Origin of the sequence: Amycolatopsis pretoriensis (assembly GCF_900107925.1) — a bacterium.
In the GTDB taxonomy this organism is placed as follows: domain Bacteria; phylum Actinomycetota; class Actinomycetes; order Mycobacteriales; family Pseudonocardiaceae; genus Amycolatopsis; species Amycolatopsis pretoriensis.
This window is the reverse complement of the sequence record NZ_FNUJ01000009.1, coordinates 1-20,249: the sequence shown is the minus strand read 5'-3', so window position 1 is coordinate 20,249 and position 20,249 is coordinate 1. Positions and strand designations below refer to the sequence as shown.

Sequence of the window (20,249 nt, the reverse complement as noted above, 5' to 3'; positions counted from 1 at the left end):
GTTGAACTACTTCTGCGGCTTGTCCGAAACGGTGATCGCGCCCGAGATGATCTGGGCCTTGTACCCGTCGAGGACGTCCTTGATGTCGTCGACCTTGCCGCCGGAGGTGGCGTAGCCGACGCCGTCGACCTTGAGGTCGAACCGCTTCGGCAGGCCGGTCAGGTCACCCTTGGCGACGGCCTGGATGTAGTCGAACACCGCGACGTCGACGCGCTTGAGCATGGACGTGATGATGACGTCCTTGTCGGCCGCGACGGTCTTCTGGTTGTACTGGTCGGAGTCGACGCCGATGGCCAGCGCGTTGCCCGCCTTGGCGGCGTCGAACACGCCCTTACCCGAGGCGCCGGCGGCGTGGTAGATGACGTCCGCGCCCTTGGCGATCTCGGCCGCGGCCTTCGCGTTGCCCTTCGGCGGGTCCTGGAACCCGGAGAAGTCACCGGCCGGGGTCAGGTACTCGTCCTCGATCTTGATCTTGGACGAAACCGTCTTCGCGCCCTGCAGGAAGCCGGCCTCGAACTTCTGGATCAGCGGGGTGTTGACGCCGCCGACGAAGCCGATGTGGCAGCTCTTGCTCTTGTACGCGGCGGCGACGCCGGCCAGGAACGAGCCCTGCTCCTCGGCGAAGACCAGCGGCGTGACGTTCGGCAGCGTGATCGAGTCGTCGTCGACGATCGCGAACTTGGTGTTCGGGTACTTGGCGGCGACGGCCTTGACCGAGTCGGCGTAGGCGAACCCGACCGCGACGATCGGGTTGAGGCCCGAGGAGGCCATCTGGTCGAGGCGCTGCTGCTTGGCCGACTCGGCTTCGCTGGCGCTGGCGGTGCTCTCGTTGACCGTCGTGACGCCGAGCTCGCTCTTCGCCTTGTCGGTACCCGCGGCGGCGGCGTCGTTGAACGACGCGTCACCCCGGCCGCCGACGTCGAAGGCCAGGCCGATCTTCAGCTTGCTGCCGTCGACCTTGCCACCGGCGGCGGCCGTGCTGCTCGACGCGGCGGGGGCCGCGGGCGGCTTCTGCGCGGTGACGCAGTCCGAGCCGCCACCCGACGAGGCCGCGGTGTTGTTCGAGCTGTTCCCACCGCCGGAGTCCTTGGCGCACCCGGCCAGGGCGAGCACCCCGGCCATGGCCGCGGCGGCCAGCGCGGTTCCACGCATGCGACGCAACGTGTTTCTCCCTCCCCGCTGATCCAGCGGATGTCCAGGGCACGACCGGGCCCACTGCCGGGTCGACTGGTGGACCGTACCCGCCGGACAGGAATGCGCCATAGGAAAGGCACGCTACGTAACACAAACGTTTACTCAGCAGTCTTGCGCGCGACGAACTGGACACCGAACGTGATCATCGTCCCCGTTCGGCGCTACTTTCGGCGGTTGGCCGCGCTCTGGGACGGCTTAAATGCCGTTTTGTGTCACTCAGTGTGCCGGGCTGACCGAAGGTTGGGCCAGCCCGGTCACCCTGTGAGATGACGCCCGTTCAGCCGCAGGTGAGCCGCGCGGCGGCCCAGTCGGCGCGGTCGTAGGAGTTGCCGTCGCCGCCGTCGGTGACCACGAGCCTCAGGTACTGGGCCCCCTGCAAGTCGGCGTTCAGGGGCAACGCCGGGTCCTGCCAGGTCCGGAGTCCCGTCGCCGCCACGCGGGAGCCGTCCGCGTAGACCTCGAACGTCGTCGAGCCCTGCTTGTTCGTCGCCTCGCGTTCGTCGTCGACGCCGACGTCCGCCGTGAACGCCGTGCAGCGGCCGCCCACGTAGAAGACGACTTCGCTGGGTGCGTGGGCGCCCAACCCCTTCGAGTAGCCCACGCCGTTGATCGTCAGCGGCTTGCCGTCGCCCGCCGGGATGCTGCCGTTGGACATGTCGCGCTCGACCGGGCCGTAGCCGTTCTTCTCCGCCGCCCAGCGCAGGTCGCTCGCCCACGCCGGGGCCGCGGGCGGGGCCGTCGGGACCGTCAGCTGCTGGGAACCGGCCCAGCTCCGCTGCCCGAAGCCGAGCGCCCGGTACGTGACGCCGCCGCGCAGGACCGCCGTCGTGCCTTCGGTGCCGGACGGCGGGGTCACGCGCCAGCGCCCCGCCGCCGTGTCGCCGGTGCCCAGCACGAACTCCCGGGGCCGCGCGAGCTGCTCGACCCGCCAGCCGGCGGGCGCGGTGAGCGTGACGCGCGGGTCGAACACCGGGACGCGGGCCTCGTCGGTCGCGGACACCGTCACCTCGAAGGGTTTCCCGGCCGGCGTGATCTCCCCCGGGACGCCCGGCACCGGCGCGGCCAGCTCGAGGCCGGTGCTGACCAGGGGTTCGGCCCGCAGCCAGGCGCCGCCCGCGTGCACCCGGTAGACCACCGTCGCGTGCGGCGGGACGACCGCGGAGAGCCGGCCGGCGGTCTGGAGGTCGCGGTGGCCCCAGAGGTCCCGCGCGGTGTAGCCGGCGGCCTTCGGCAGGCCCGCGGCGGCCGCGGTGGTGCCGATCGCCGCGCTCGACGTCGTCTCGTTGAAGAGCGCGACCGCGACGTCGCCGTTCGCGAGGGGCTTGGCGAAGACCCAGTGACCGTCCTGGTTGGACAGCACGCGGGCCTGGACCCCGCGGCGGTCCTGGTCGAGCGCGATGACCTCGGTGTTGCGCAGCACGTCGAAGTCCGCCGGCGGCACCTTCCGCAGATCGGCGCCGATGAGCAGCGGCGCGGCCATCATCGCCCACAGCGAGAAGTGCGACCGGTACTCCTCGGTCGTCATGCCGCCGTTGCCGACCTCGAGCATGTCGGGATCGTTCCAGTGCCCCGGCCCGGCGTACGGCGCGAGCGGCGCGTTCGCCTTGAGGATCTGGACGACCTTCGCCCAGTTGTCCTTGATGTCGCCGGTGGTGCGCCACAGGTGGCCGACGTCCGCGCCCCACTCCCACGGCTTGTTCTCGCCCCACTCGCACAGCGAGTACACGATCGGGCGACCGGTCTTCTTCAGCGCGTCGCGCATCTTCGTGTAGCGCTCGAGCGCGGGCCGGCCCTGGTTGTTGCAGTTGTCGTACTTGAGGTAGTCGACGCCCCAGTCCGCGAACGTCTGCGCGTCGACGTCTTCGTGGTCCAGCGCGCCGGGCTGGGTCTTCGCGCAGGTCAGCGTGCCCGCGCTGGTGTAGATGCCGAACTTGAGGCCCTTCGCGTGGACGTAGTCGGCGAGTGCCTTGATCCCGCTGGGGAAGCGCGCCTTGTTCGCCTGCATCCGGCCGTCGGCATCACGCGCCGGCTCGGCCCAGCAGTCGTCGACGTTCACGTACTGGTAGCCGGCGGCCTTGAGTCCTTTGTCGACGAAGAGGTCGGCGGTGTCGCGGATGAGCTGCTCGTCGACGGCGCAGCCCGTCGTGTTCCAGTTGTTGAAGCCCATCGGCGGAGTCGGCGCCAGTCCGTCCGGCAGTGCCTGCGCGGGAGTGACCGCCACCACGGGCAGCAGCGCCGCGACGGCGATCACCAGGCCGAGTCGTCTCACCAGAACGTCACCCCATCGTGAAAGGTCCGATGTCTATGCGAGCGACAGTAGGAACAGCGTGAAGTCCGGTCAACAATCCACGAACTCAGCCAGCCTATTGGCGTAGTGCATCAGATATGAGATTTCTCAGAGGTCCGACCTACCGCGTTTCCGCTGATCGGGACCGTCGCGCCGCCGAGTGCGCTGCGCCACACCACCGGGTGGCGGTGCCCCGGTACCGGTGTCTGGTCCATCACAGACAGGAACCCGGAGGTGAGCCGGGTGCCGGGTGCGGGTCTAGCATCCGATTCATCCAGGCTCGATGACGTTGATCTCGGCACTGCCGCCGTTTCACGGCGACTGCGGACCTCACGGCCACCGGGCACATAGTCAGACGTTGGAGGCCGTTCACCGATGTCCACCACGGCGAGCACTGCCGCTTCGGCAGGCGCGAGCGATCGGGCGGGTGCCTCACGCCGGCAAGGGACCTTCTACCGGGGTGACCCCGGCATGTGGTCCTGGGTGCTGCACCGCATCACCGGCGTGCTCACATTCTTCTTCCTGTTCGTCCACGTGCTCGACACCGCGCTGGTGCGCGTGTCGCCGAACACCTACGACCAGGTCATCGAGACCTACAAGACGCCGATCGTGAACCTCCTGGAGGTCGGCCTCGTCGGCGCGGTGCTCTTCCACGCGCTCAACGGCATCCGCGTCATGCTGGTCGACTTCTGGTCGAAGGGCCCGAAGCTGCAGAAGGCGATGCTGTGGGTCATCGGCGTGGTCTGGGTCGTCGTGATGGTCCCCGGTGCGTTCTTCATGCTGAAGCGCACCGTCGAAACGCTCTTCGGGGGTAACTGACATGGCCGACCTCGCGATCGCCAACCCCCGCGCGCCGAAGCGTCCCGCCGCCCGCCGCAGCAACTTCGAGCTCTACAGCTGGCTGTTCATGCGGATCTCCGGACTGGCCCTGATCATCCTGGTGCTCGGCCACCTGCTGATCATGAACATCCTCGACGGCGGCGTGCACCGGATCAACTGGGGCTTCGTGGCCGGCCGCTGGGCCTCGCCGTTCTGGCAGTTCTGGGACCTGGCCATGCTCTGGCTCGCCGAGATCCACGGCGGCAACGGCCTGCGCACCATCATCGACGACTACGCGCGCAAGGACAGCACGCGGTTCTGGCTGAAGATCCTGCTCTACGTCTCGATGGTGCTGATCCTGGCCGTCGGCACGATGGTGATCTTCACCTTCGACCCGAACATGCCCGCGAACTGAAGCCCCGGAGACCTCCCACCATGCAGTTCCACAAGTACGACGTGGTGATCGTCGGCGCCGGCGGCGCCGGCATGCGCGCGGCCATCGAGTCCGGCCAGCGCGCCCGCACCGCGGTCCTCACCAAGCTCTACCCGACCCGGTCCCACACCGGCGCGGCCCAGGGCGGCATGTGCGCCGCGCTGGCGAACGTCGAAGAGGACAACTGGGAGTGGCACACTTTCGACACGATCAAGGGCGGCGACTACCTGGTCGACCAGGACGCCGCCGAGATCATGGCGAAGGAGGCCATCGACGCGGTCCTCGACCTCGAGAAGATGGGCCTGCCGTTCAACCGCACGCCCGAGGGCAAGATCGACCAGCGCCGCTTCGGCGGCCACACGCGTGACCACGGCAAGGCCGCGGTGCGCCGCGCCTGCTACGCCGCGGACCGCACCGGCCACATGATCCTGCAGACGCTCTACCAGAACTGCGTCAAGTACGGCACGGAGTTCTTCAACGAGTTCTACGTGCTCGACCTCGTCACCACCCCGGACGAGAACGGCAACCCGGTCGCCTCCGGCGTCGTCGCCTACGAGCTGGCCACCGGCGAGCTGCACGTCTTCCAGGCGAAGTCGATCGTGATGGCCACCGGCGGCGCGGGCAAGATCTTCAAGACGACGTCGAACGCGCACACCCTCACCGGTGACGGCCTCGGCATCATCTTCCGCAAGGGCCTCCCGCTGGAGGACATGGAGTTCTTCCAGTTCCACCCGACAGGTCTGGCCGGGCTCGGCATCCTGATCTCCGAAGCCGTCCGCGGCGAGGGCGGGATCCTGCGCAACGCGTCCGGCGAGCGGTTCATGGAGCGCTACGCCCCGACGATCAAGGACCTCGCGCCGCGCGACATCGTGGCGCGCTCGATGGTGCAGGAAGTGCTGCAGGGCCGCGGGTGCGGGCCGAACAAGGACTACGTCGTCCTGGACGTCACGCACATCCCCGAGGAGACGCTGAACGCGAAGCTCCCGGACATCATGGAGTTCTCCCGGACCTACCTGGGCGTCGACCCGGTCAAGGAGCCGGTGCCGGTGTTCCCGACCTGCCACTACGTGATGGGCGGCATCCCGACCAACATCCACGGCGAAGCGCTGCGGGACAACGAGAACGTCATCCCGGGTCTCTACGCGGCGGGCGAGGTCGCGTGCGTGTCCGTGCACGGCTCCAACCGCCTGGGCACGAACTCGCTGCTGGACATCAACGTGTTCGGCCGCCGCGCCGGCATCGCCGCGGCGGAGTACGCGCTGGCCCACGAGCACGTCGAGCTGCCTTCGGATCCCACGAAGCTGGTCGAGGAGCAGCTGGCGGGCCTGCTGTCGGAGCACGGTGACGAGCGCGTCGCCGACATCCGCAAGGAAATGCAGCAGACGATGGACTCGCACGCGTCGGTGTACCGGACCGAGGACACGCTGAAGCAGGCGCTGACCGACATCCAGGCGCTGAAGGCGCGTTACCAGCGGATCACGGTGTCGGACAAGGGCAAGCGCTACAACACGGACCTCCTGGAGGCCGTCGAGCTGGGCTTCCTGCTGGAGCTGGCCGAGGTGCTCGTGGTCGGAGCGATCGCCCGCAAGGAGTCCCGCGGCGGCCACGCCCGCGAGGACTACCCGACCCGCGACGACACGAACTTCATGCGCCACACCATGGCCTACAAGCAGGGCGCCGAGCTGACGTCCGACATCCGGCTCGACTACAAGCCGGTCACCTTCACCCGCTACGAGCCGATGGAGCGGAAGTACTGATGACTAGTGTTGCCGAAGCTCCTGCTTCTTCCTCTTCTTCCGACTCGGACCACACGCCGATCACGGTCACGCTGAAGATCCTCCGGTTCAACCCGGAGGTGGACACCGAGCCGCACTGGGAGTCCTACGAGGTCCCGGCGCAGCGCACGGACCGCCTGCTGAACCTGCTGTTCTACGTGAAGGACTACATCGACGGAACGTTCTCGTTCCGCCGCTCGTGCGCGCACGGCGTGTGCGGGTCCGACGCGATGCAGATCAACGGCATCAACCGCCTGGCGTGCAAGGTCCTGATGAAGGACCTGCTGTCGCCGAACGGCAAGCCGACAACGATCACGATCGCCCCGATCAAGGGCCTGACGACGTTGAAGGACCTGTACGTCGACATGGACCCGTTCTTCGAGGCGTACCGCGCGATCAAGCCGTACCTGATCACGTATGGGAACGAGCCGACGCGCGAGCGGATCCAGTCCCAGGCGGACCGCGACCGGTTCGACGACACGACGAAGTGCATCCTTTGCGCTTGCTGCACGTCGTCGTGCCCGGTGTACTGGAACGACGGGTCTTACTTCGGGCCCGCGGCGATCGTCAATGCGCACCGGTTCATCTTCGACTCCCGTGACGAGGGTGCGGAGGAGCGGCTGGACATCCTGAACGATGGTGAGGGTGTGTGGCGCTGCCGCACGACGTTCAACTGCACGGACGCTTGTCCCCGTGGAATCCAGGTGACGAAGGCGATCCAGGAAGTGAAGCGAGCGCTGCTGTTCAAGCGCGTCTGACGTTTATACGAAGAAGGGCCCCCGCTCGGGTGAGTGGGGGCCCTTTCTTTTGTCCCGCGCGGGCGGGCAACCGCCGGCCGGCAACGCAGGACGACCATGAGGTCACCAGACCCGCCAAAGCCGCGGAAGAAGTCTTTTTCTGCTGCGGGAGCGGCTCTGTCTTCTCCCACGGCGAAAAGCAAAAGCATGTCCTCGCCGGACGGGCAGGCTCCGGGATGACCCCTAGTCCCGCTGCCACCTCTCGTTTGGGAGGTGGGCCGCTGGGTTGGTCATCCCGTCGCCTGAACGAGGCCTATCACTTTGAGCCGGGCCCGCAAGCTTGCGCTGTCCCCCTCACCTTTGCGAGTGGGTTGCGGGCCCGGCTCAAAGTGATTTGACGGCCTCAGGCGACGGGATGACCACCCAGCTCCTTATTGGGGTTGGGTCAGCGCACCGCGTCCAGTGCGTTCACCAGACCGTGGCCGTAGTACGAGTTGTTCCTCGCCGGCCCTGTGCACTCCGTCTCCGTCGATGCGCACTTCACCGGGTCCGCTTCGCCCACCAAGATGCGCGACAGCGCCCACGGGGAGATCCCGCGGAACCGCGAAGCCAGCAAAGCCGCCACCCCAGCCGCGTGCGGCGATGCCATCGATGTTCCGCACTTCGACCCGTACGGCCCGCCGAACACCGTCGTCGACAGTGGGCACGATGGGCCCTCGCCGGAAGGCGGCGTTTGCGAGAAGTCGCCACCCGGGGCCGTCACGTCGACCGATCCGTAGTTGCTGAACGACGACTTCGTCCCCGCGTACCCCACCGACGACACCGTCACGACCCCGTCGATCGCCTTCGGCAGGATTCCGCACGACGCGTCCACCGGGTGCGGCCGGTTCGGGTCCGTTGTCTGCGACGTCGTGTCGAAGCCCGAATTGCCCGCCGCCGACACGTTCAGCACCCCGTGGCGCGTTGAGAACTCGATCGCGCGACGCACCGCTTCATACGCCGCCGCGTCGCCCGGCTCCTTCGAGCAGAAGAACATCCCCGGGTCGATGTAGTAGCTGTTGTTCGTCACCTGGAAGCCGTGCTTGGCCGCCCACACGAAGCCGCACACCGCCGCCTCCGGGAAGATGTAGCCGTCGTCGTTGACGACCTTCACCGCCGCCAGCCGCACGCCCGGGGCGACGCCCGTGAAGCCCGCCGCCGGGTCCTTGCCCGCGATCGTGCCCGCTACGTGCGTTCCGTGGTCGGACGTCGTCGGGGCCCAGGACGCCGGCGAAGGGTCGGCAGCTCCCGTTACACAGCCGGCCGACGCGGACGGCGAGACCGCCGCCTTCAAAGCCGGGTGCGTCGCGTCGATGCCCGAGTCCAGCACGCCGACCGTCACCGAACTGCTGCCCTGGTACTTCTTGTTCGCCTCGGGCGCGTGGATCGCCTTCATGTCCCACTGCTGCGCCGACAGGTCACCCGCGGCCACGACCGAACGCGTGTCCTCCAGCGTCTTCACCGCACCGAGTGAACGTGCCGTGGCACCGGACGTGGAGGCCACGTCGCGACCGCCCGAGTACGCCCGGTACACGCCGATCTTCTGCTGGAAGTCCGCGTTGCGCGAGCTGGCGATCGCGACGCCGATCTCGCCGTAGTACGCCACCTTCGTGCCGCACTTCGCCGCCAGCTCGCGATCGACGGACGACGCGCGCGTGCCCGGCTGGTACGTCACCACGTACGTGTACGGCGTGCTCGTCGTGTCGCACGCGACCGGCGCGGCCTCGGCGGCGGGGACAGCGGCGAACAGGCCGCCCCCGACGGCCAGCGCGAGCGGGGCCGCCATTCGGCGTAAACGGGACATTCCACCTCCAAATTCGGTGGCGTCAACCTAAACCGGGCCCGGAGACCGCGCCACCGACCAAAGTCAGGAAGAGGTGCGCACCCCGCGCCAGCCCAGCACGCCGATGATCGTGCCCAGCACGAACGACACGACCGTCAGCACCGCGTGCACGATGAAGTACGCGGTGGGCGAGCCGTCGGCGGCCCAGGCCCGGTCGCTCTCCCAGAGGTTCTTGGCGAACGTGATCCAGATGATCCACGACCACACGCCGAAGGCCAGCAGGAACAGCGAGGTCCGTCGGGAAATGCGCATGCCCCTGAGTATGCGACGCGCGCCTCGGCGCTAGATTGCGTGGGTGCACTCCGCTGTCTCCCGGTCGCTCAAGGTCTTCACGACGACGCTCGCCGCCGCCCTCCTGGCCCTGAGCACCCCGGCCCTCGCGGCCGCGGCGCCGCAGCAGGGTCAGTGCGCGAACCACCAGGCCCCGCCGGCTCCCGTCGACACGTCGGAGAAGCCCGCGCCCGGCAAGCTGGTCCCGCCGCCGCTGGCCGTCCCCGCCGACCCGGTCGGCGGCCCGCGGATGGCCGAGTGCGGCCTGATCACCCCGGACGGCGCGCTGAACCCGCCGGAGGGCAACACCGCGGCGTCGTGGGTGGTGCAGGACCTCGACACCGGCGCGGTGGTCGCGGCGAAGGACCCGCACTCCCGCCAGCGGCCCGCTTCGCTGATCAAGACGCTGCTGGCGCTCGTTGTCGTCACCCAGCTGAACCCGCAGCAGGTGATCGTCGCGACGAAGGAGGACGCCGAGCAGGAGTGCACCTGCGCCGGGCTCGTCGCCGGCGGCCAGTACACGGTCGACCAGCTGCTGCACGGCCTGCTGATGCACTCGGGCAACGACGTCGCGCACGCGTTCGCCACGTCGCTCGGCGGGGTCGACGCCGCGGTGGCCAAGATGAACGCGCTGGCGGCCCGCATCGGCGCGGCCGACACGCGCGCCGCGACGCCGTCGGGGCTCGACGGGCCGGGCATGTCGACGTCGGCCTACGACCTCAGCGTGATCTTCCACTACGCGATGAAGCAGCCGGAGTTCGCGCGGGTCGTCTCGACGAAGAACTTCGAGATCCCGGCGACCGGCGGCAAGCCGGCCATCCCGATCTACAACGACAACAAGCTGCTCGGCGTCTACCCGGGCTTCCTCGGCGGCAAGACCGGCTTCACCGACGACGCCCGCCACACCTACGTCGGCGCGGCGCAGCAGAAGGGCAAGCGGCTCGCGGTCGTGATGCTGCGCGCCGAGCAGAAGCCGACGAAGGTCGTCGACCAGGCGGCGAAGCTGCTCGACTACGGCTTCGCGCTGGAAGCCGACCGCGCCGCGCCGGTCGGTCAGATCAACTACCAGGCGCCGGCGGCCACGCCGTCGGGCACCGACCCGTCCGTGCTCGCGGACGGCGGCACCGGCAACAGCGGGACGTCGTCGGCCGCGGCCGCCGCCAAGGACGACCCGTTCGGCGTCACCGGCTGGATCATCACGCTGGTCGTGTTCCTGATCATCGTCGGCGGGTTCGTCGTGGGGCACCAGCGCAAGAAGGCCGCGAGCTAGCGGAACCCGGGGCCGGGCTCCGGAGTGACGTTGCCGGTGGCGATCGCGCCACCGCAGTGTCCACAAGCGACATACGTGCCGGCGATCTCGCCGCAGTCTTTGTGCCGCAACCGGATCGGCGGGCCGGCCGGCCCTGCGAGGTGCTCGTCGCCCCACTGCATGAGCGTGACGACGGCGCCGAAGAGGTCCCGGCCGGCCCGGGTCAGCACGTACTCGGGCACGGGGTCGACGCGGTCGAGCACGCCCGCGTCGACGAGGGTCTTGAGCCGCGCGGACAACGTCGGGCGCGGGATCGAGAGGTTGCGCGCGAACTCGCCGTAGCGGCGCACGCCGAAGAAGGCCTCACGCAGGATCAGCAGGCTCCACCGCTCCCCGACCAGGTCGAGCGCGCGCCCGACCGAGTCGTGCGTGAACCGGTGCGACAGGTCGGTCACAGCTGCTCCGTGCGGGCCGGGACGCCCAGCAGGAGCTTCCCGGGCAGCTCGAAGCTCGCCGGGTTGACCTGGAAGTGGGCGGTCGCGGTGTGGGCGTCGCGGAACCGGCGCTGCAGCGGCGAAGTCTCGTAGATCGCCGCGCCGCCGCCCAGGTCGTACATGCTTTCGGCGACCTTCGCGGCGGTGCGCGTGACGTGCGTGGCGGCCAGGCGCAGACCCACCTTGAGCGCGTCCGGCACCGGCTCGGTGCCCTGCGCGGCCTGCCAGGCGTCGTCGATGCTCGTGTAGTAGAGCAGCCGCGCCGCACGCAAGGCGGCTTCGGCTTCCGCGACGGCGGCTTGGGTCGCCGAGCGCTCGGCCAGCGACCGGCTGGAGCCGAGCGGTGTGCGCGTCGAGGCGAGTTCGACGAGGTCGTCGATCGTTCCCCGCGCGTTGCCCAGCGCCGCGGCCGCGACGGACAGCGCGAAGTAGCCGAAGAGCGGGAAGCGGTGCAGCGCGACGGCGTCGGCCGGCGGGCCGCCCATGACCGAGAAGACGCGGTGCTCGGGGACGAACACTTCGTCGGCCACGCAGTCGTGGCTGCCGGTGCCGCGCAGGCCGTTGGTGTGCCAGGTGTCGAGCACCTCGATCTCGGCCTTGGGGAACGCGCCGACGTAGAGCGCGCTTTCGTGCACGAACCCGGCGAAGAGCCAGTCGCAGTGCGGGATGCCGCTGCAGAACCCCCAGCGGCCGGACACGACGTAACCGCCGTCGACCTTCCGCCCGGTGCCGCGCGGTGCCCAGACCCCGGCCGCGACGGTCTTGGGGTCGCCGAAGACCTCCTCGGCGCACTTCCGCGGGGCGTAGGCCGAGAGCAGGCTGCTCGTCACGGCGATCGAGACGCACCAGCCGGCCGAGGCGTCGCCGCGCGCGACCGTCTCGGCGGTTTCGAGGCTGAGGGCGGGCGGCGCTTCGGGGCCGCCGAGGTGGCCGGGGACGCCGCTGCGCAGGAGCTGGGCGCCGGTCAGCTTCTCGACCAGCTCGGCCGGCAGCGCACGCCGTCGTTCGGTGACGGGCGCGAGGGTCTTGGCGAGGTGGGCGCACTCGCGGGCGGCGTCCAGCATGAAACCTCCGGTTCAGATTTCTTACCGGTTCAGTTTCTTTACTGGGCGGATCGGTGTCAAGGCTTGCGACGGCCCCCGAGCCACGCGAGCAGCGCCCCGGCGCTGAAGGCCCCGGCGACGGCGCCGAGCCCGGGCCCGCGTTGCACGGTGACGCTCTGCTCGAGCCGCACCGGCGGCGGAGGCGCGACGACTTTGTGCTGGTTCTCCTCGGCCGTCGCGGTCCACGCCGTGATGAGCAGCAGGAAGCGCGAGACGAGGTTCGCGAAGACGAGCAGACCGATGACCGGCCCGAACAGCGCGGCCGACGGCGACTTCGTGACGCTGGCGAGGTAGATCGAGCCGACCTGCTGCAGGACGACGAACCCGACAGCGGCGACGATCGACCCCTTGACGGCACTGCGCAGCGCGACCTGCTCCCGCGGCAGCCGCGCGATCACCCAGAGGAAGACGAGGGTGTTGGCGAGCAGGCCGAGCACGATCGTGGCGGCGCGCAGCAGGTAGATCGCCCAGGTCTGGTCGGCGAGCCCGACCTGTTCGAGCAGGAACTGCCCGACACCGCCGCCGACCGCGGTCAGCGCGAAGGAGACGATGAGCGCGACACCGAGGCCGATGAGCGCGACGAAGTCCTTGAGCGTCTGCTTGACGATCGGCTGCGACTGCTTTTCCTGGCCCCACTGCGCGGTGAGCGCGTCGCGGAGGTTCGACATCCAGCCGATGCCGGAGTAGAGGGCGATGAGCAGGCCGAAGATGCCGATGCCGCTGCCGGAGTCGAGCGCCCCGTTGACGATGCCGGAGACGAGCGACTGGAGGCCTTCGGGCACGGAGTCGTTGATGCCCTTGGTGATCTTGCCGATGATCGTCTTGTCGTGGTTGACGACCAGCCCGACCACGGCGAAGGCGACCATGAACAGCGGAAAGACGGACAGCACGCTGAAGTAGGTGATGGCGGCGGCGTAGTGGTTGCCGTACCGCTCGCCGAAGGCCTCGTTCGCCCGGATCAGGTGATCGAGCCACGGGTACTTCCGCCGCAGCCGCGGCAGGAGCTTTTCCTTCTCTTCTTCTTTCGCCACCGTGAAACGCTAACCACGCCGAGTGACTCCCGCAACGCGAGCGGCTCAGGTGAGGGAGCCTGGCAGGGCTTGGTTCGCGGCTTTCGCCCCCGGCATCGACAACCAGCGGCCCTCGGCTCCGGGCCTGCCGGTTGTCCACAGCGGTCGGCAGTTGTGGACAACCGGCTCACTCAGCGCCGCGAAACCCCGAACCGTCGGTGGGCGCCGATAGACTGGAGCCGGGGACGCCCCCCAAGGGAGGTGGTTTCTAGGGGTGGTTGCAGCACCTGAGTGTTCAGGAGTTGCTCATGCCTAGACGGGATCGAGACCGTGCCTGGGGTGACCCGGGCCGGCGGGCGCAGCAACACCCGGTATGTGATGCTTCTGCACCTGCCCGAGGGCTACATGCCGAGTCTGGTCCGCGACGCCCTCATAACCAAGATCCAGACTCTGCCCGAGCAGCTGCGGCGGTCGCTGACCTGGGACCAAGGCAGTGAGATGCACCTGCACGCCCAGTTCACCGCGGCCGCGACCATGCCGATCTGCTTCTGCGACCCACACGCCCCCTGGCAACGCGGCTCCAACGAGAACACCAACGGCCTGCTGCGTCAGTACTTCCCCAAAGGCACCGACCTCACGGTGCACACCGCCGAGCACCTGGACATGGTTGCCGTCGAGCTCAACGACCGCCCGAGAATGACCCTTGGCTGGGACAGCCCAGCCGAACGCATGACACAGTTACTCAACACCAACCACAGCCAGCAGCAGTGTTGCAATGACCGTTAGAAACCGCCGGAAGGGCGGGGGCCGCTCTCGGTCGGCTGGTGGTCGCACTCGGCTCAGGTCAGGGCAGCGAGGAAGTCCTGGTACGTGGTCTCCCCGCCAAGGATCGCCGCCCGGGGCCGCGTTGCCGCGTACTCGGCGACGCGGTCGTACATCGTGGCCAGGTCTTCCTCGGTGAGCGGTCGCGCCGTCTCGACTTCCGATTCTCCGCGTCCGGCCAAGCGCCGGCGGGTCTCCTCGAACCCCGGCAGCAGCACGATCTCGTGGAAGCTCGCGCCCGTCTCGCCAGCCAGGGCTTCCAGCCGCTCGGCGAAGCCCGGCCGGCCGAGGAGCTGCGGCACCACGACGTCGTGCCCCGCCGAGAGGTGCGTGCGCGCCGCCGCCAGCGCGATCTCCCGGGCCAGCAACCCCGCTTCACCCGGTGACGCCCGCCAACCGCCGATCATCGCCCGGACGCGGTCGACGTCCAGGGCTAGCGCCGGTGGGTGGGCGTCGGCGTAGCGGCGGGCGAGCGTCGACTTGCCGCTGCCCGGCGGGCCGTTCAGCAGGACCAGCTTCACCGCACCGGCGGCAGGAAACCGATCCGCTGGTACGTCTTGGCCAGCGTCTTCGACGCCACCTCGCGGGCGCGTTCGGCACCGGCGGCGAGGATCTTGTCCAGCTCGGCGACGTCGTCCAAATAGGACTTGGCGCGGTCCTGGATCGGCGTGACCCACTCGACGAACACCTCGCCGAGGTCCTTCTTGAGGTCGCCGTAGCCCTTGCCCTCGTACGCCGCTTCGAGGTCCGGGATCGTGCGCTCGGTGAGGGCCGAGTAGATGGTCAGCAGGTTCGAGACGCCGGCCTTGTTCTCCGCGTCGAACTTGACCTCGCGGCCGGTGTCGGTGACGGCCGAGCGGATCTTCTTCGCCGAGCGCTTCGGGTCTTCGAGCAGCTCGACGATGCCGTTGGCGCTGGAGGCCGACTTGCTCATCTTGGCCGTCGGTTCCTGCAGGTCGTAGATCTTCGCCGTGTCCTTGATGATGTACGGCTCGGGCACGACGAACGTCTTGCCCAGCCGGTTGTTGAAGCGCTGCGCGAGGTCGCGCGTGAGCTCCAGGTGCTGGCGCTGGTCCTCGCCGACCGGGACGGCGTCCGCGCGGTAGAGCAGGATGTCCGCGGCCTGCAGGATCGGGTAGGTGAAGAGGCCGACGCTGGAGCGGTCGGAGCCCTGTTTGGCCGACTTGTCCTTGAACTGCGTCATCCGGCCGGCCTCGCCGAAGCCGGTCTGGCATTCGAGGACCCAGCTCAGCTGGGCGTGCTCGGGGACGTGGCTCTGCACGAAGAGGGCGCTGCGCTCGGGATCGATGCCGATGGCGAGCAGCTGAGCGGCCGAGACGCGGGTGCGCTGGCGAAGCACCTTCGGGTCCTGCTCGACGGTGATGGCGTGCAGGTCGACGACGCAGTAGAAGGGCTCGTGGGTGTCCTGCAGCCGCACCCACTGGCGCAGCGCACCGAGGTAGTTGCCGAGGTGGAACGAGTCGGCGGTGGGCTGGATCCCGGAAAGGACCCGCGGACGACGTTCAGCGGCGACGGTCTGCTCTTCGGACACGGCACGATTCTTCCAGGCCGGGCCGGGTGGCGGGCGTGGAGGGGGTTGGAGCTGGGGATTCTTCCAGGCCGAGGGAGGGTGAAGTGGCCGAGCCGAGCGCGCGGGGCTCGCTGGAACGCGGCACACGGCCCCGGCGGAGGCGCCGAAACCGGGCCGGATCGCCGCGAGCGGCCCAGCGCGCGGTTGGCCGCGGTTCAGGTGGCGGGTAGTGCGGAGTGAAGGGCAGGTCTGCGGGGCACTGGGTCATGACCAGCGCGGGCGGGCTTCACCTGCGGCGCATCGGAGGTGAGTCGGCGAGTCGCGGCGGCAACAACCGCCACCGGCGGCGGATCAGCTCAGGCGTGCGGGTTCTGCGTCAGGAACGGGCGGGTCGGCGTGGCGTCCGGCTCGCCGAGCACCGCTTCGGCCATCGCCGTGACCGGGCCGGGCGTCTCGGGGACCGCCGGTGCCGCCTCGGCCACGCGGGCCTTGCGGCGCTGGCGCAGCACCCCCAGCGTCATCCCGACGATGCCGAGCGCCACCGCGACCAGGCCGACCGGGCCCAGCACGCCGAAGCTCTCCGCGTTCGTGTCGGCCTGCGCGGTCGTCACGTCGGCGACCGCGCTGCCGCCGCCGGCCAGCACCAACGCCGCCGGGACGAGCGCGACCACCGCGGCCGCGCGGAAGCCGCGCAGCGTGGATCGCATCAGGCTTTGACCTGGGTTGCGCACCGGAGTGCCTCCCGCGAGTGACGAGCGAACGCTCTCACCCATCCGAGTGAGATGCTGCGTGCTACTGGTCAAAAAACTACCGAGCGTGTCAAGACCTGCCGTCCTGATCGACTCGGGGGCCGAGACTAGCCCCCAACCGAGAACACGGTCCGGCCACCCCCACGGTTCACTCCAACCGCCCAAGCGGGTGTTGCGGAAGACGGAACGCTCATACCCAAAGTAGAGAGTGACCTATCCGTGTCCGGTCGTTTGTCACCCGTTCATCGCAAATTCGGCTCACGCTCTGCCATTCGTCGCAGCCAGGACTGGTCCGATCGCGGCGACTTATTCGGAAAACTTTTCACTCGATAGTGATTGGTCTATACCTCTTGGAGTAGCCCATTCGGCTCGGTCGGACCGCGCACGACCGGCGTGATCAAGAGGAGTCCCGAATGTCGATTGCCCGGTTCCTGAAGCGCGCCGGAGTGGCGGTGAGCGCGCTCGCCGCGGCGAGCGCCGCCGTCGTGCTGCCGGCCACCACCGCGTCCGCGGCGGTGGACGCCTCGTTCGTCGTGAGCGAGGCCCAGTTCAACCAGATCTTCCCCAACCGCAACAGCTTCTACACCTACAGCGGCCTGACCGACGCGTTGTCGGCGTACCCCGGCTTCGCGAACACCGGCGACGACACCGTCAAGAAGCAGGAAGCCGCCGCGTTCCTCGCGAACGTCAACCACGAGACCGGCGGCCTCGTCTACGTCGTCGAGCAGAACACCGCGAACTACCCGCACTACTGCGACGCGAGCCAGCCCTACGGCTGCCCGGCCGGCCAGGCCGCCTACTACGGCCGCGGCCCGATCCAGCTGAGCTGGAACTTCAACTACAAGGCCGCCGGCGACGCCCTCGGCATCGACCTGCTCGGCAACCCCTACCAGGTCGAGCAGAACGCGGCCGTCGCGTGGAAGACCGGGCTCTGGTACTGGAACACCCAGACCGGCCCGGGCACGATGACGCCGCACGACGCGATGGTCAACCAGCGCGGCTTCGGCGAGACCATCCGGAGCATCAACGGCTCGATCGAGTGCAACGGCGGCAACCCCGCCCAGGTCCAGAGCCGGATCGACAAGTACACGCAGATCACCGGGATCCTCGGGGTCCCGACGGGAGGCAACCTCTCCTGCTGAGCCGGGCGCGGCGAGAAGGGCCTCCCCGGCCACTCGGGGAGGCCCTTCTTCGTGGTCAGGCTTGGGGATCGAGGTAGCCGAGCAGCTTGCGCAGGACGTCGTCGAGCAGGCCCAGTTCCTTTTCGGACAGTCCGGACAGCAGCTCGGAGACGTTCGCGGTGTGCTCGGTCATCGCGGCGTCGACGGCGTCGAAACCACTGGCCGTCAAGCGGATGCGGAAGCTGCGGCGGTCGTTCGGGTCCAGCGCGCGCTCGACGAACCCGGCCTTCTCCAGCCGGTCGAGGCGGCTCGTCATGCCGGCGCGGGACATCATCAGCGTCGCCGACAGCTCCGACGGGATCAGCGTGTACGGCCGCCCCGAGCGGCGGAGCGCGGCCAGGACGTCGAACTCCCCGCGCTGCAGGCCGAACTTGCCGAACACCCGCTCCTGCGCCGGGCCCAGCACGAGCGCGAGCCGCCCCATCCGGCCGGCGACGCCGATGGCGGCCAGGTCGAGGTCGGGGCGTTCGCGGTGCCACGCCGACACGACGGCGTCGACGGCGTCTTCGTCAGTCACGCCGCCCACTCTATTCGACGCCAGCACTATTCGTCGCCAGATAGTTTGACAACGAACTATCAGGCGTGGAACCATCATTGGCATGACGACACTGCTGGTACGCCACGACGAAGCCGAGCAGCTCGGCTCGACCCCTGACACGATGACCCTGCTCGCCGACGTCGACCAGACCGGCGGGCACCTGAGCACGAACCGCGCGTCCCTGGGCCGCGGTCGCGACGGCGCGACGCCGCACTTCCACACCTCGTCGGCCGAGATGTTCTTCATGCTGGACGGCGAACTCGAAGTCCTGAACGGCGACGAGGTCGTGACGGTCCGGACGGGTGACATGCTGTTCGTGCCGCCGCACACGAATCACGCGTTCGGGGCGACGATGCGGTCGGGCGCGGACGTGCTGATCGTGTTCACGCCCGGCGTCGAGCGCTTCGAGTACTTCCGGATGATCGACCGGATCCGGCGGGGCGAGGCGTCGCCGGCGGAGATCCTGGCGTCGCAGGACCGGTTCGACAACCACTTCGTGGACAGCGCGACCTGGCGCGCGGCCCGCGCGGCCTAGATGTCGTAGGTGGCGGTGACCGGCGCGTGGTCGGACCAGCGCTGGTCGTAGGACGCGGCGCGCTCGACGACGACGTCCACGACCTTCTCGGCGAGGCCCGGGGTCGCGAGCTGGCAGTCGATGCGCCAGCCGGAGTCGTTGTCGAAGGCCTGGCCGCGGTAGGACCACCAGGTGTAGGGGCCGGGGCCTTCGGGGTCGAGGCGGCGCTGGACGTCGGTGTAGCCGGCTTCGGTGTAGACGCGGCCGAGCCAGGCGCGTTCTTCGGGGAGGAAGCCCGAGTTCTTGCGGTTGCCGCGCCAGTTCTTGAGGTCGACGGTGTCGTAGGCGATGTTCCAGTCCCCCATGACGACGACCTCGCGCCCGGCCGCGGCGGCCTTCGCGCGGAGCTCGACGAGGTAGGGCAGGAACGCGGCCATGAAGCGTTCCTTTTCGTCCTGGCGTTCGGTGCCGACGTCGCCGCTGGGGAGGTAGAGGCTGGCGACGACGACCTTCGCGAAGTGGACTTCGAGGTAGCGGCCGCTGTCTTCGAACTCGGGTTCGCCGAAGCCGATCCGGACTTCCGCGGGCTCTTCTCGGCTGTAGACGGCGACGCCGTTGCGCCCCTTGACGGCCGAGGGGGCGTGCACCGAGAACCAGCCTTCGGGCTCGACGACGCTCGCGGGGAGCTGGCTCGCCTCGGCGCGCACCTCCTGGCAGGCGACGACGTCGGCCTTCGTGGTGGCGAGCCACTCGACGAAGCCCTTCTTGGCGGCGGCACGGAGTCCGTTGACGTTCACGGTGGAGACGGTCAGCACGTCCCGCACGCTACCGGTCGGCTCTGCCAGACTGCCGGGCATGGGTGAGCTGACGGTGCTCGGCAGCTGCGGCGCGTTCCCCGAAGCCGGGCGGGCGTGCGCGGGGTTCCTGTTGTCGCACAACGGATTCCGCGTCGTGTTGGACCTCGGGTACGGCGCGGCCTCGCGCCTGTTCGGCCACGGGTTGCCGGACGCGGTGGTGGTGACGCACGAGCACCCGGACCACTGCGCGGACGTGAGCGCGCTCGGGCGGGCCTCGTTTTACGGCGACGGTCCGCGGTTGCCGCTGTTCTGCACGCCCGGCACGGTCGGCAGGCTCGCGGCGATGGAGCCGCGCCCGCACCCGACGGAGGTGTTCGACGTGCGCGACTTGGCGTCGGCTGCTTCGGTCGGGCCGTTCCGGTTGACGACGTTCGCGTTGCCGCACCACGTGCCGAACTTCGGCGTGCGGCTGGCCGCGCCCGGGTTGACCGTGGCGTACACGGGTGACACGGGACCTTCGCCGGTGTTGGCCGAGCTGGGGCGCGACGCGGACCTGCTCATTTGCGACGCGACTTACCGGACGCCGCCTTCCGGGGACGAGCCGCGGTACTTGATGACGGCCGCGGAGGCGGGCGAGTGGGCGGCCGCGGCCGGAGCGCGCAGGTTGATGCTGACGCACTTCTGGGCGGGCACCGACCGGGCAGCCGCGGCGGCGGAGGCGCGCGCGGAGTTCGGCGGCGAGGTGCTGGTGGCAGAGGAAGGGTTGACGGTCGAGCTGTGACGCTCGGCTCGGCTCGGCTCGGCTCGGCTCGGCTCGGCTCGGCTCGGCTCGGCTCGGCTCGGCTCGGCTCGGCTCGGCTCGGC

The 20,249-nt window shown here is 69.3% G+C and carries 20 protein-coding genes and 1 pseudogene; 9 read left to right on the top strand and 12 right to left on the bottom strand.

Annotated features, from left to right (window positions below):
* Nucleotides 1–6: 6 nt before the first annotated feature.
* Together BLV96_RS35680 and BLV96_RS35675 are read right to left on the bottom strand one after the other, a co-directional pair.
* Nucleotides 7–1,152 (bottom strand): BMP family lipoprotein, encoded by a 1,146-nt coding sequence (locus BLV96_RS35680; RefSeq protein WP_086679654.1) that lies wholly within the window; start codon nt 1,150–1,152, stop codon nt 7–9.
* Nucleotides 1,153–1,471: 319 nt separating this feature from the next.
* Nucleotides 1,472–3,463: an NPCBM/NEW2 domain-containing protein gene (locus BLV96_RS35675; RefSeq protein ID WP_086679651.1), complete on the bottom strand. Its 1,992-nt coding sequence runs from the start codon at nt 3,461–3,463 to the stop codon at nt 1,472–1,474.
* 393 nt (nt 3,464–3,856) lie between these two features.
* Between BLV96_RS35675 and sdhC the strand changes: the two genes are divergently transcribed.
* Genes sdhC through BLV96_RS35655 form a run of 4 tightly spaced genes read left to right on the top strand, consistent with a single transcriptional unit; the run spans nt 3,857 to nt 7,266 of the window.
* Nucleotides 3,857–4,300, top strand: a complete 444-nt coding sequence (gene sdhC, locus BLV96_RS35670) for a succinate dehydrogenase, cytochrome b556 subunit (protein ID WP_086679648.1) — start codon at nt 3,857–3,859, stop codon at nt 4,298–4,300.
* Between the two features lies 1 nt (nt 4,301).
* Nucleotides 4,302–4,715, top strand: coding sequence for a succinate dehydrogenase hydrophobic membrane anchor subunit (locus BLV96_RS35665; RefSeq protein ID WP_086679645.1), 414 nt, complete (start codon nt 4,302–4,304; stop codon nt 4,713–4,715).
* Between the two features lie 20 nt (nt 4,716–4,735).
* Nucleotides 4,736–6,490 carry a succinate dehydrogenase flavoprotein subunit gene (gene sdhA, locus BLV96_RS35660; RefSeq protein ID WP_086679642.1) on the top strand — a complete coding sequence of 585 codons (1,755 nt, stop codon included), beginning with the start codon at nt 4,736–4,738 and terminating at the stop codon, nt 6,488–6,490.
* Nucleotides 6,490–7,266: a succinate dehydrogenase iron-sulfur subunit gene (locus tag BLV96_RS35655; RefSeq protein ID WP_086679639.1), complete on the top strand. Its 777-nt coding sequence runs from the start codon at nt 6,490–6,492 to the stop codon at nt 7,264–7,266. Before sdhA ends, BLV96_RS35655 begins: the two co-directional genes overlap by 1 nt.
* A gap of 424 nt (nt 7,267–7,690) precedes the next feature.
* Here BLV96_RS35655 and BLV96_RS35650 read toward each other — a convergent pair whose 3' ends face one another.
* Both BLV96_RS35650 and BLV96_RS35645 read right to left on the bottom strand, forming a co-directional pair.
* Nucleotides 7,691–9,088: a S8 family peptidase gene (locus BLV96_RS35650; RefSeq protein WP_167379844.1), complete on the bottom strand. Its 1,398-nt coding sequence runs from the start codon at nt 9,086–9,088 to the stop codon at nt 7,691–7,693.
* A 63-nt stretch (nt 9,089–9,151) separates the two neighbouring features.
* Nucleotides 9,152–9,379, bottom strand: coding sequence for an SCO4848 family membrane protein (locus BLV96_RS35645; RefSeq protein ID WP_086682774.1), 228 nt, complete (start codon nt 9,377–9,379; stop codon nt 9,152–9,154).
* A gap of 43 nt (nt 9,380–9,422) precedes the next feature.
* Between BLV96_RS35645 and BLV96_RS35640 the strand changes: the two genes are divergently transcribed.
* Nucleotides 9,423–10,667, top strand: coding sequence for a D-alanyl-D-alanine carboxypeptidase family protein (locus BLV96_RS35640; protein WP_086682776.1), 1,245 nt, complete (start codon nt 9,423–9,425; stop codon nt 10,665–10,667).
* Here the strand turns inward: BLV96_RS35640 and BLV96_RS35635 are convergent.
* From BLV96_RS35635 to yhjD, 3 genes are read right to left on the bottom strand one after another with little or no spacing between them, the layout of a single operon-like run.
* On the bottom strand, nt 10,664–11,101 hold the full coding sequence (locus BLV96_RS35635) for a winged helix-turn-helix transcriptional regulator (RefSeq protein ID WP_086682779.1): 438 nt from the start codon (nt 11,099–11,101) through the stop codon (nt 10,664–10,666). The two genes, BLV96_RS35640 and BLV96_RS35635, sit on opposite strands and share 4 nt — an antisense overlap.
* On the bottom strand, nt 11,098–12,204 hold the full coding sequence (locus BLV96_RS35630; RefSeq protein ID WP_086682783.1) for an acyl-CoA dehydrogenase family protein: 1,107 nt from the start codon (nt 12,202–12,204) through the stop codon (nt 11,098–11,100). Before BLV96_RS35630 ends, BLV96_RS35635 begins: the two co-directional genes overlap by 4 nt.
* Before the next feature lie 56 nt (nt 12,205–12,260).
* Nucleotides 12,261–13,274, bottom strand: coding sequence for an inner membrane protein YhjD (yhjD, locus tag BLV96_RS35625; protein WP_086682786.1), 1,014 nt, complete (start codon nt 13,272–13,274; stop codon nt 12,261–12,263).
* Nucleotides 13,275–13,619: 345 nt separating this feature from the next.
* Here yhjD and BLV96_RS49380 point away from each other — a divergent pair.
* Nucleotides 13,620–14,039 (top strand): annotated as a pseudogene (locus BLV96_RS49380) (IS30 family transposase); the annotation flags it as partial.
* 53 nt (nt 14,040–14,092) lie between these two features.
* Here the strand turns inward: BLV96_RS49380 and BLV96_RS35615 are convergent.
* From BLV96_RS35615 to BLV96_RS35605, 3 genes are all read right to left on the bottom strand, one after another.
* Nucleotides 14,093–14,596, bottom strand: a complete 504-nt coding sequence (locus BLV96_RS35615) for an ATP-binding protein (RefSeq protein ID WP_086682789.1) — start codon at nt 14,594–14,596, stop codon at nt 14,093–14,095.
* On the bottom strand, nt 14,593–15,627 hold the full coding sequence (gene trpS / locus BLV96_RS35610) for a tryptophan--tRNA ligase (RefSeq protein ID WP_086682792.1): 1,035 nt from the start codon (nt 15,625–15,627) through the stop codon (nt 14,593–14,595). The genes BLV96_RS35615 and trpS overlap by 4 nt, the downstream gene beginning before the upstream one ends.
* Before the next feature lie 335 nt (nt 15,628–15,962).
* Nucleotides 15,963–16,313 carry a hypothetical protein gene (locus BLV96_RS35605; protein WP_208608411.1) on the bottom strand — a complete coding sequence of 117 codons (351 nt, stop codon included), beginning with the start codon at nt 16,311–16,313 and terminating at the stop codon, nt 15,963–15,965.
* A 455-nt stretch (nt 16,314–16,768) separates the two neighbouring features.
* Here BLV96_RS35605 and BLV96_RS35600 point away from each other — a divergent pair, with 455 nt between their 5' ends.
* Nucleotides 16,769–17,497: a chitinase gene (locus BLV96_RS35600; RefSeq protein ID WP_091390001.1), complete on the top strand. Its 729-nt coding sequence runs from the start codon at nt 16,769–16,771 to the stop codon at nt 17,495–17,497.
* Between the two features lie 55 nt (nt 17,498–17,552).
* Here BLV96_RS35600 and BLV96_RS35595 read toward each other — a convergent pair whose 3' ends face one another.
* Entirely contained in the window at nt 17,553–18,053 is a 501-nt protein-coding gene (locus BLV96_RS35595) for a MarR family winged helix-turn-helix transcriptional regulator (RefSeq protein WP_091390096.1), read from the bottom strand.
* A gap of 82 nt (nt 18,054–18,135) precedes the next feature.
* Here BLV96_RS35595 and BLV96_RS35590 point away from each other — a divergent pair, with 82 nt between their 5' ends.
* Nucleotides 18,136–18,609: a cupin domain-containing protein gene (locus BLV96_RS35590; RefSeq protein WP_091389998.1), complete on the top strand. Its 474-nt coding sequence runs from the start codon at nt 18,136–18,138 to the stop codon at nt 18,607–18,609.
* Here the strand turns inward: BLV96_RS35590 and BLV96_RS35585 are convergent.
* The gene (locus BLV96_RS35585) at nt 18,606–19,412 is read right to left on the bottom strand and encodes an exodeoxyribonuclease III (RefSeq protein WP_091389994.1); all 807 of its coding nucleotides are present in this window, start codon (nt 19,410–19,412) and stop codon (nt 18,606–18,608) included. The genes BLV96_RS35590 and BLV96_RS35585 overlap by 4 nt on opposite strands.
* A gap of 31 nt (nt 19,413–19,443) precedes the next feature.
* Here BLV96_RS35585 and BLV96_RS35580 point away from each other — a divergent pair, with 31 nt between their 5' ends.
* Entirely contained in the window at nt 19,444–20,166 is a 723-nt protein-coding gene (locus tag BLV96_RS35580) for an MBL fold metallo-hydrolase (RefSeq protein WP_091390093.1), read from the top strand.
* The last annotated feature ends 83 nt before the right edge of the window (nt 20,167–20,249 follow it).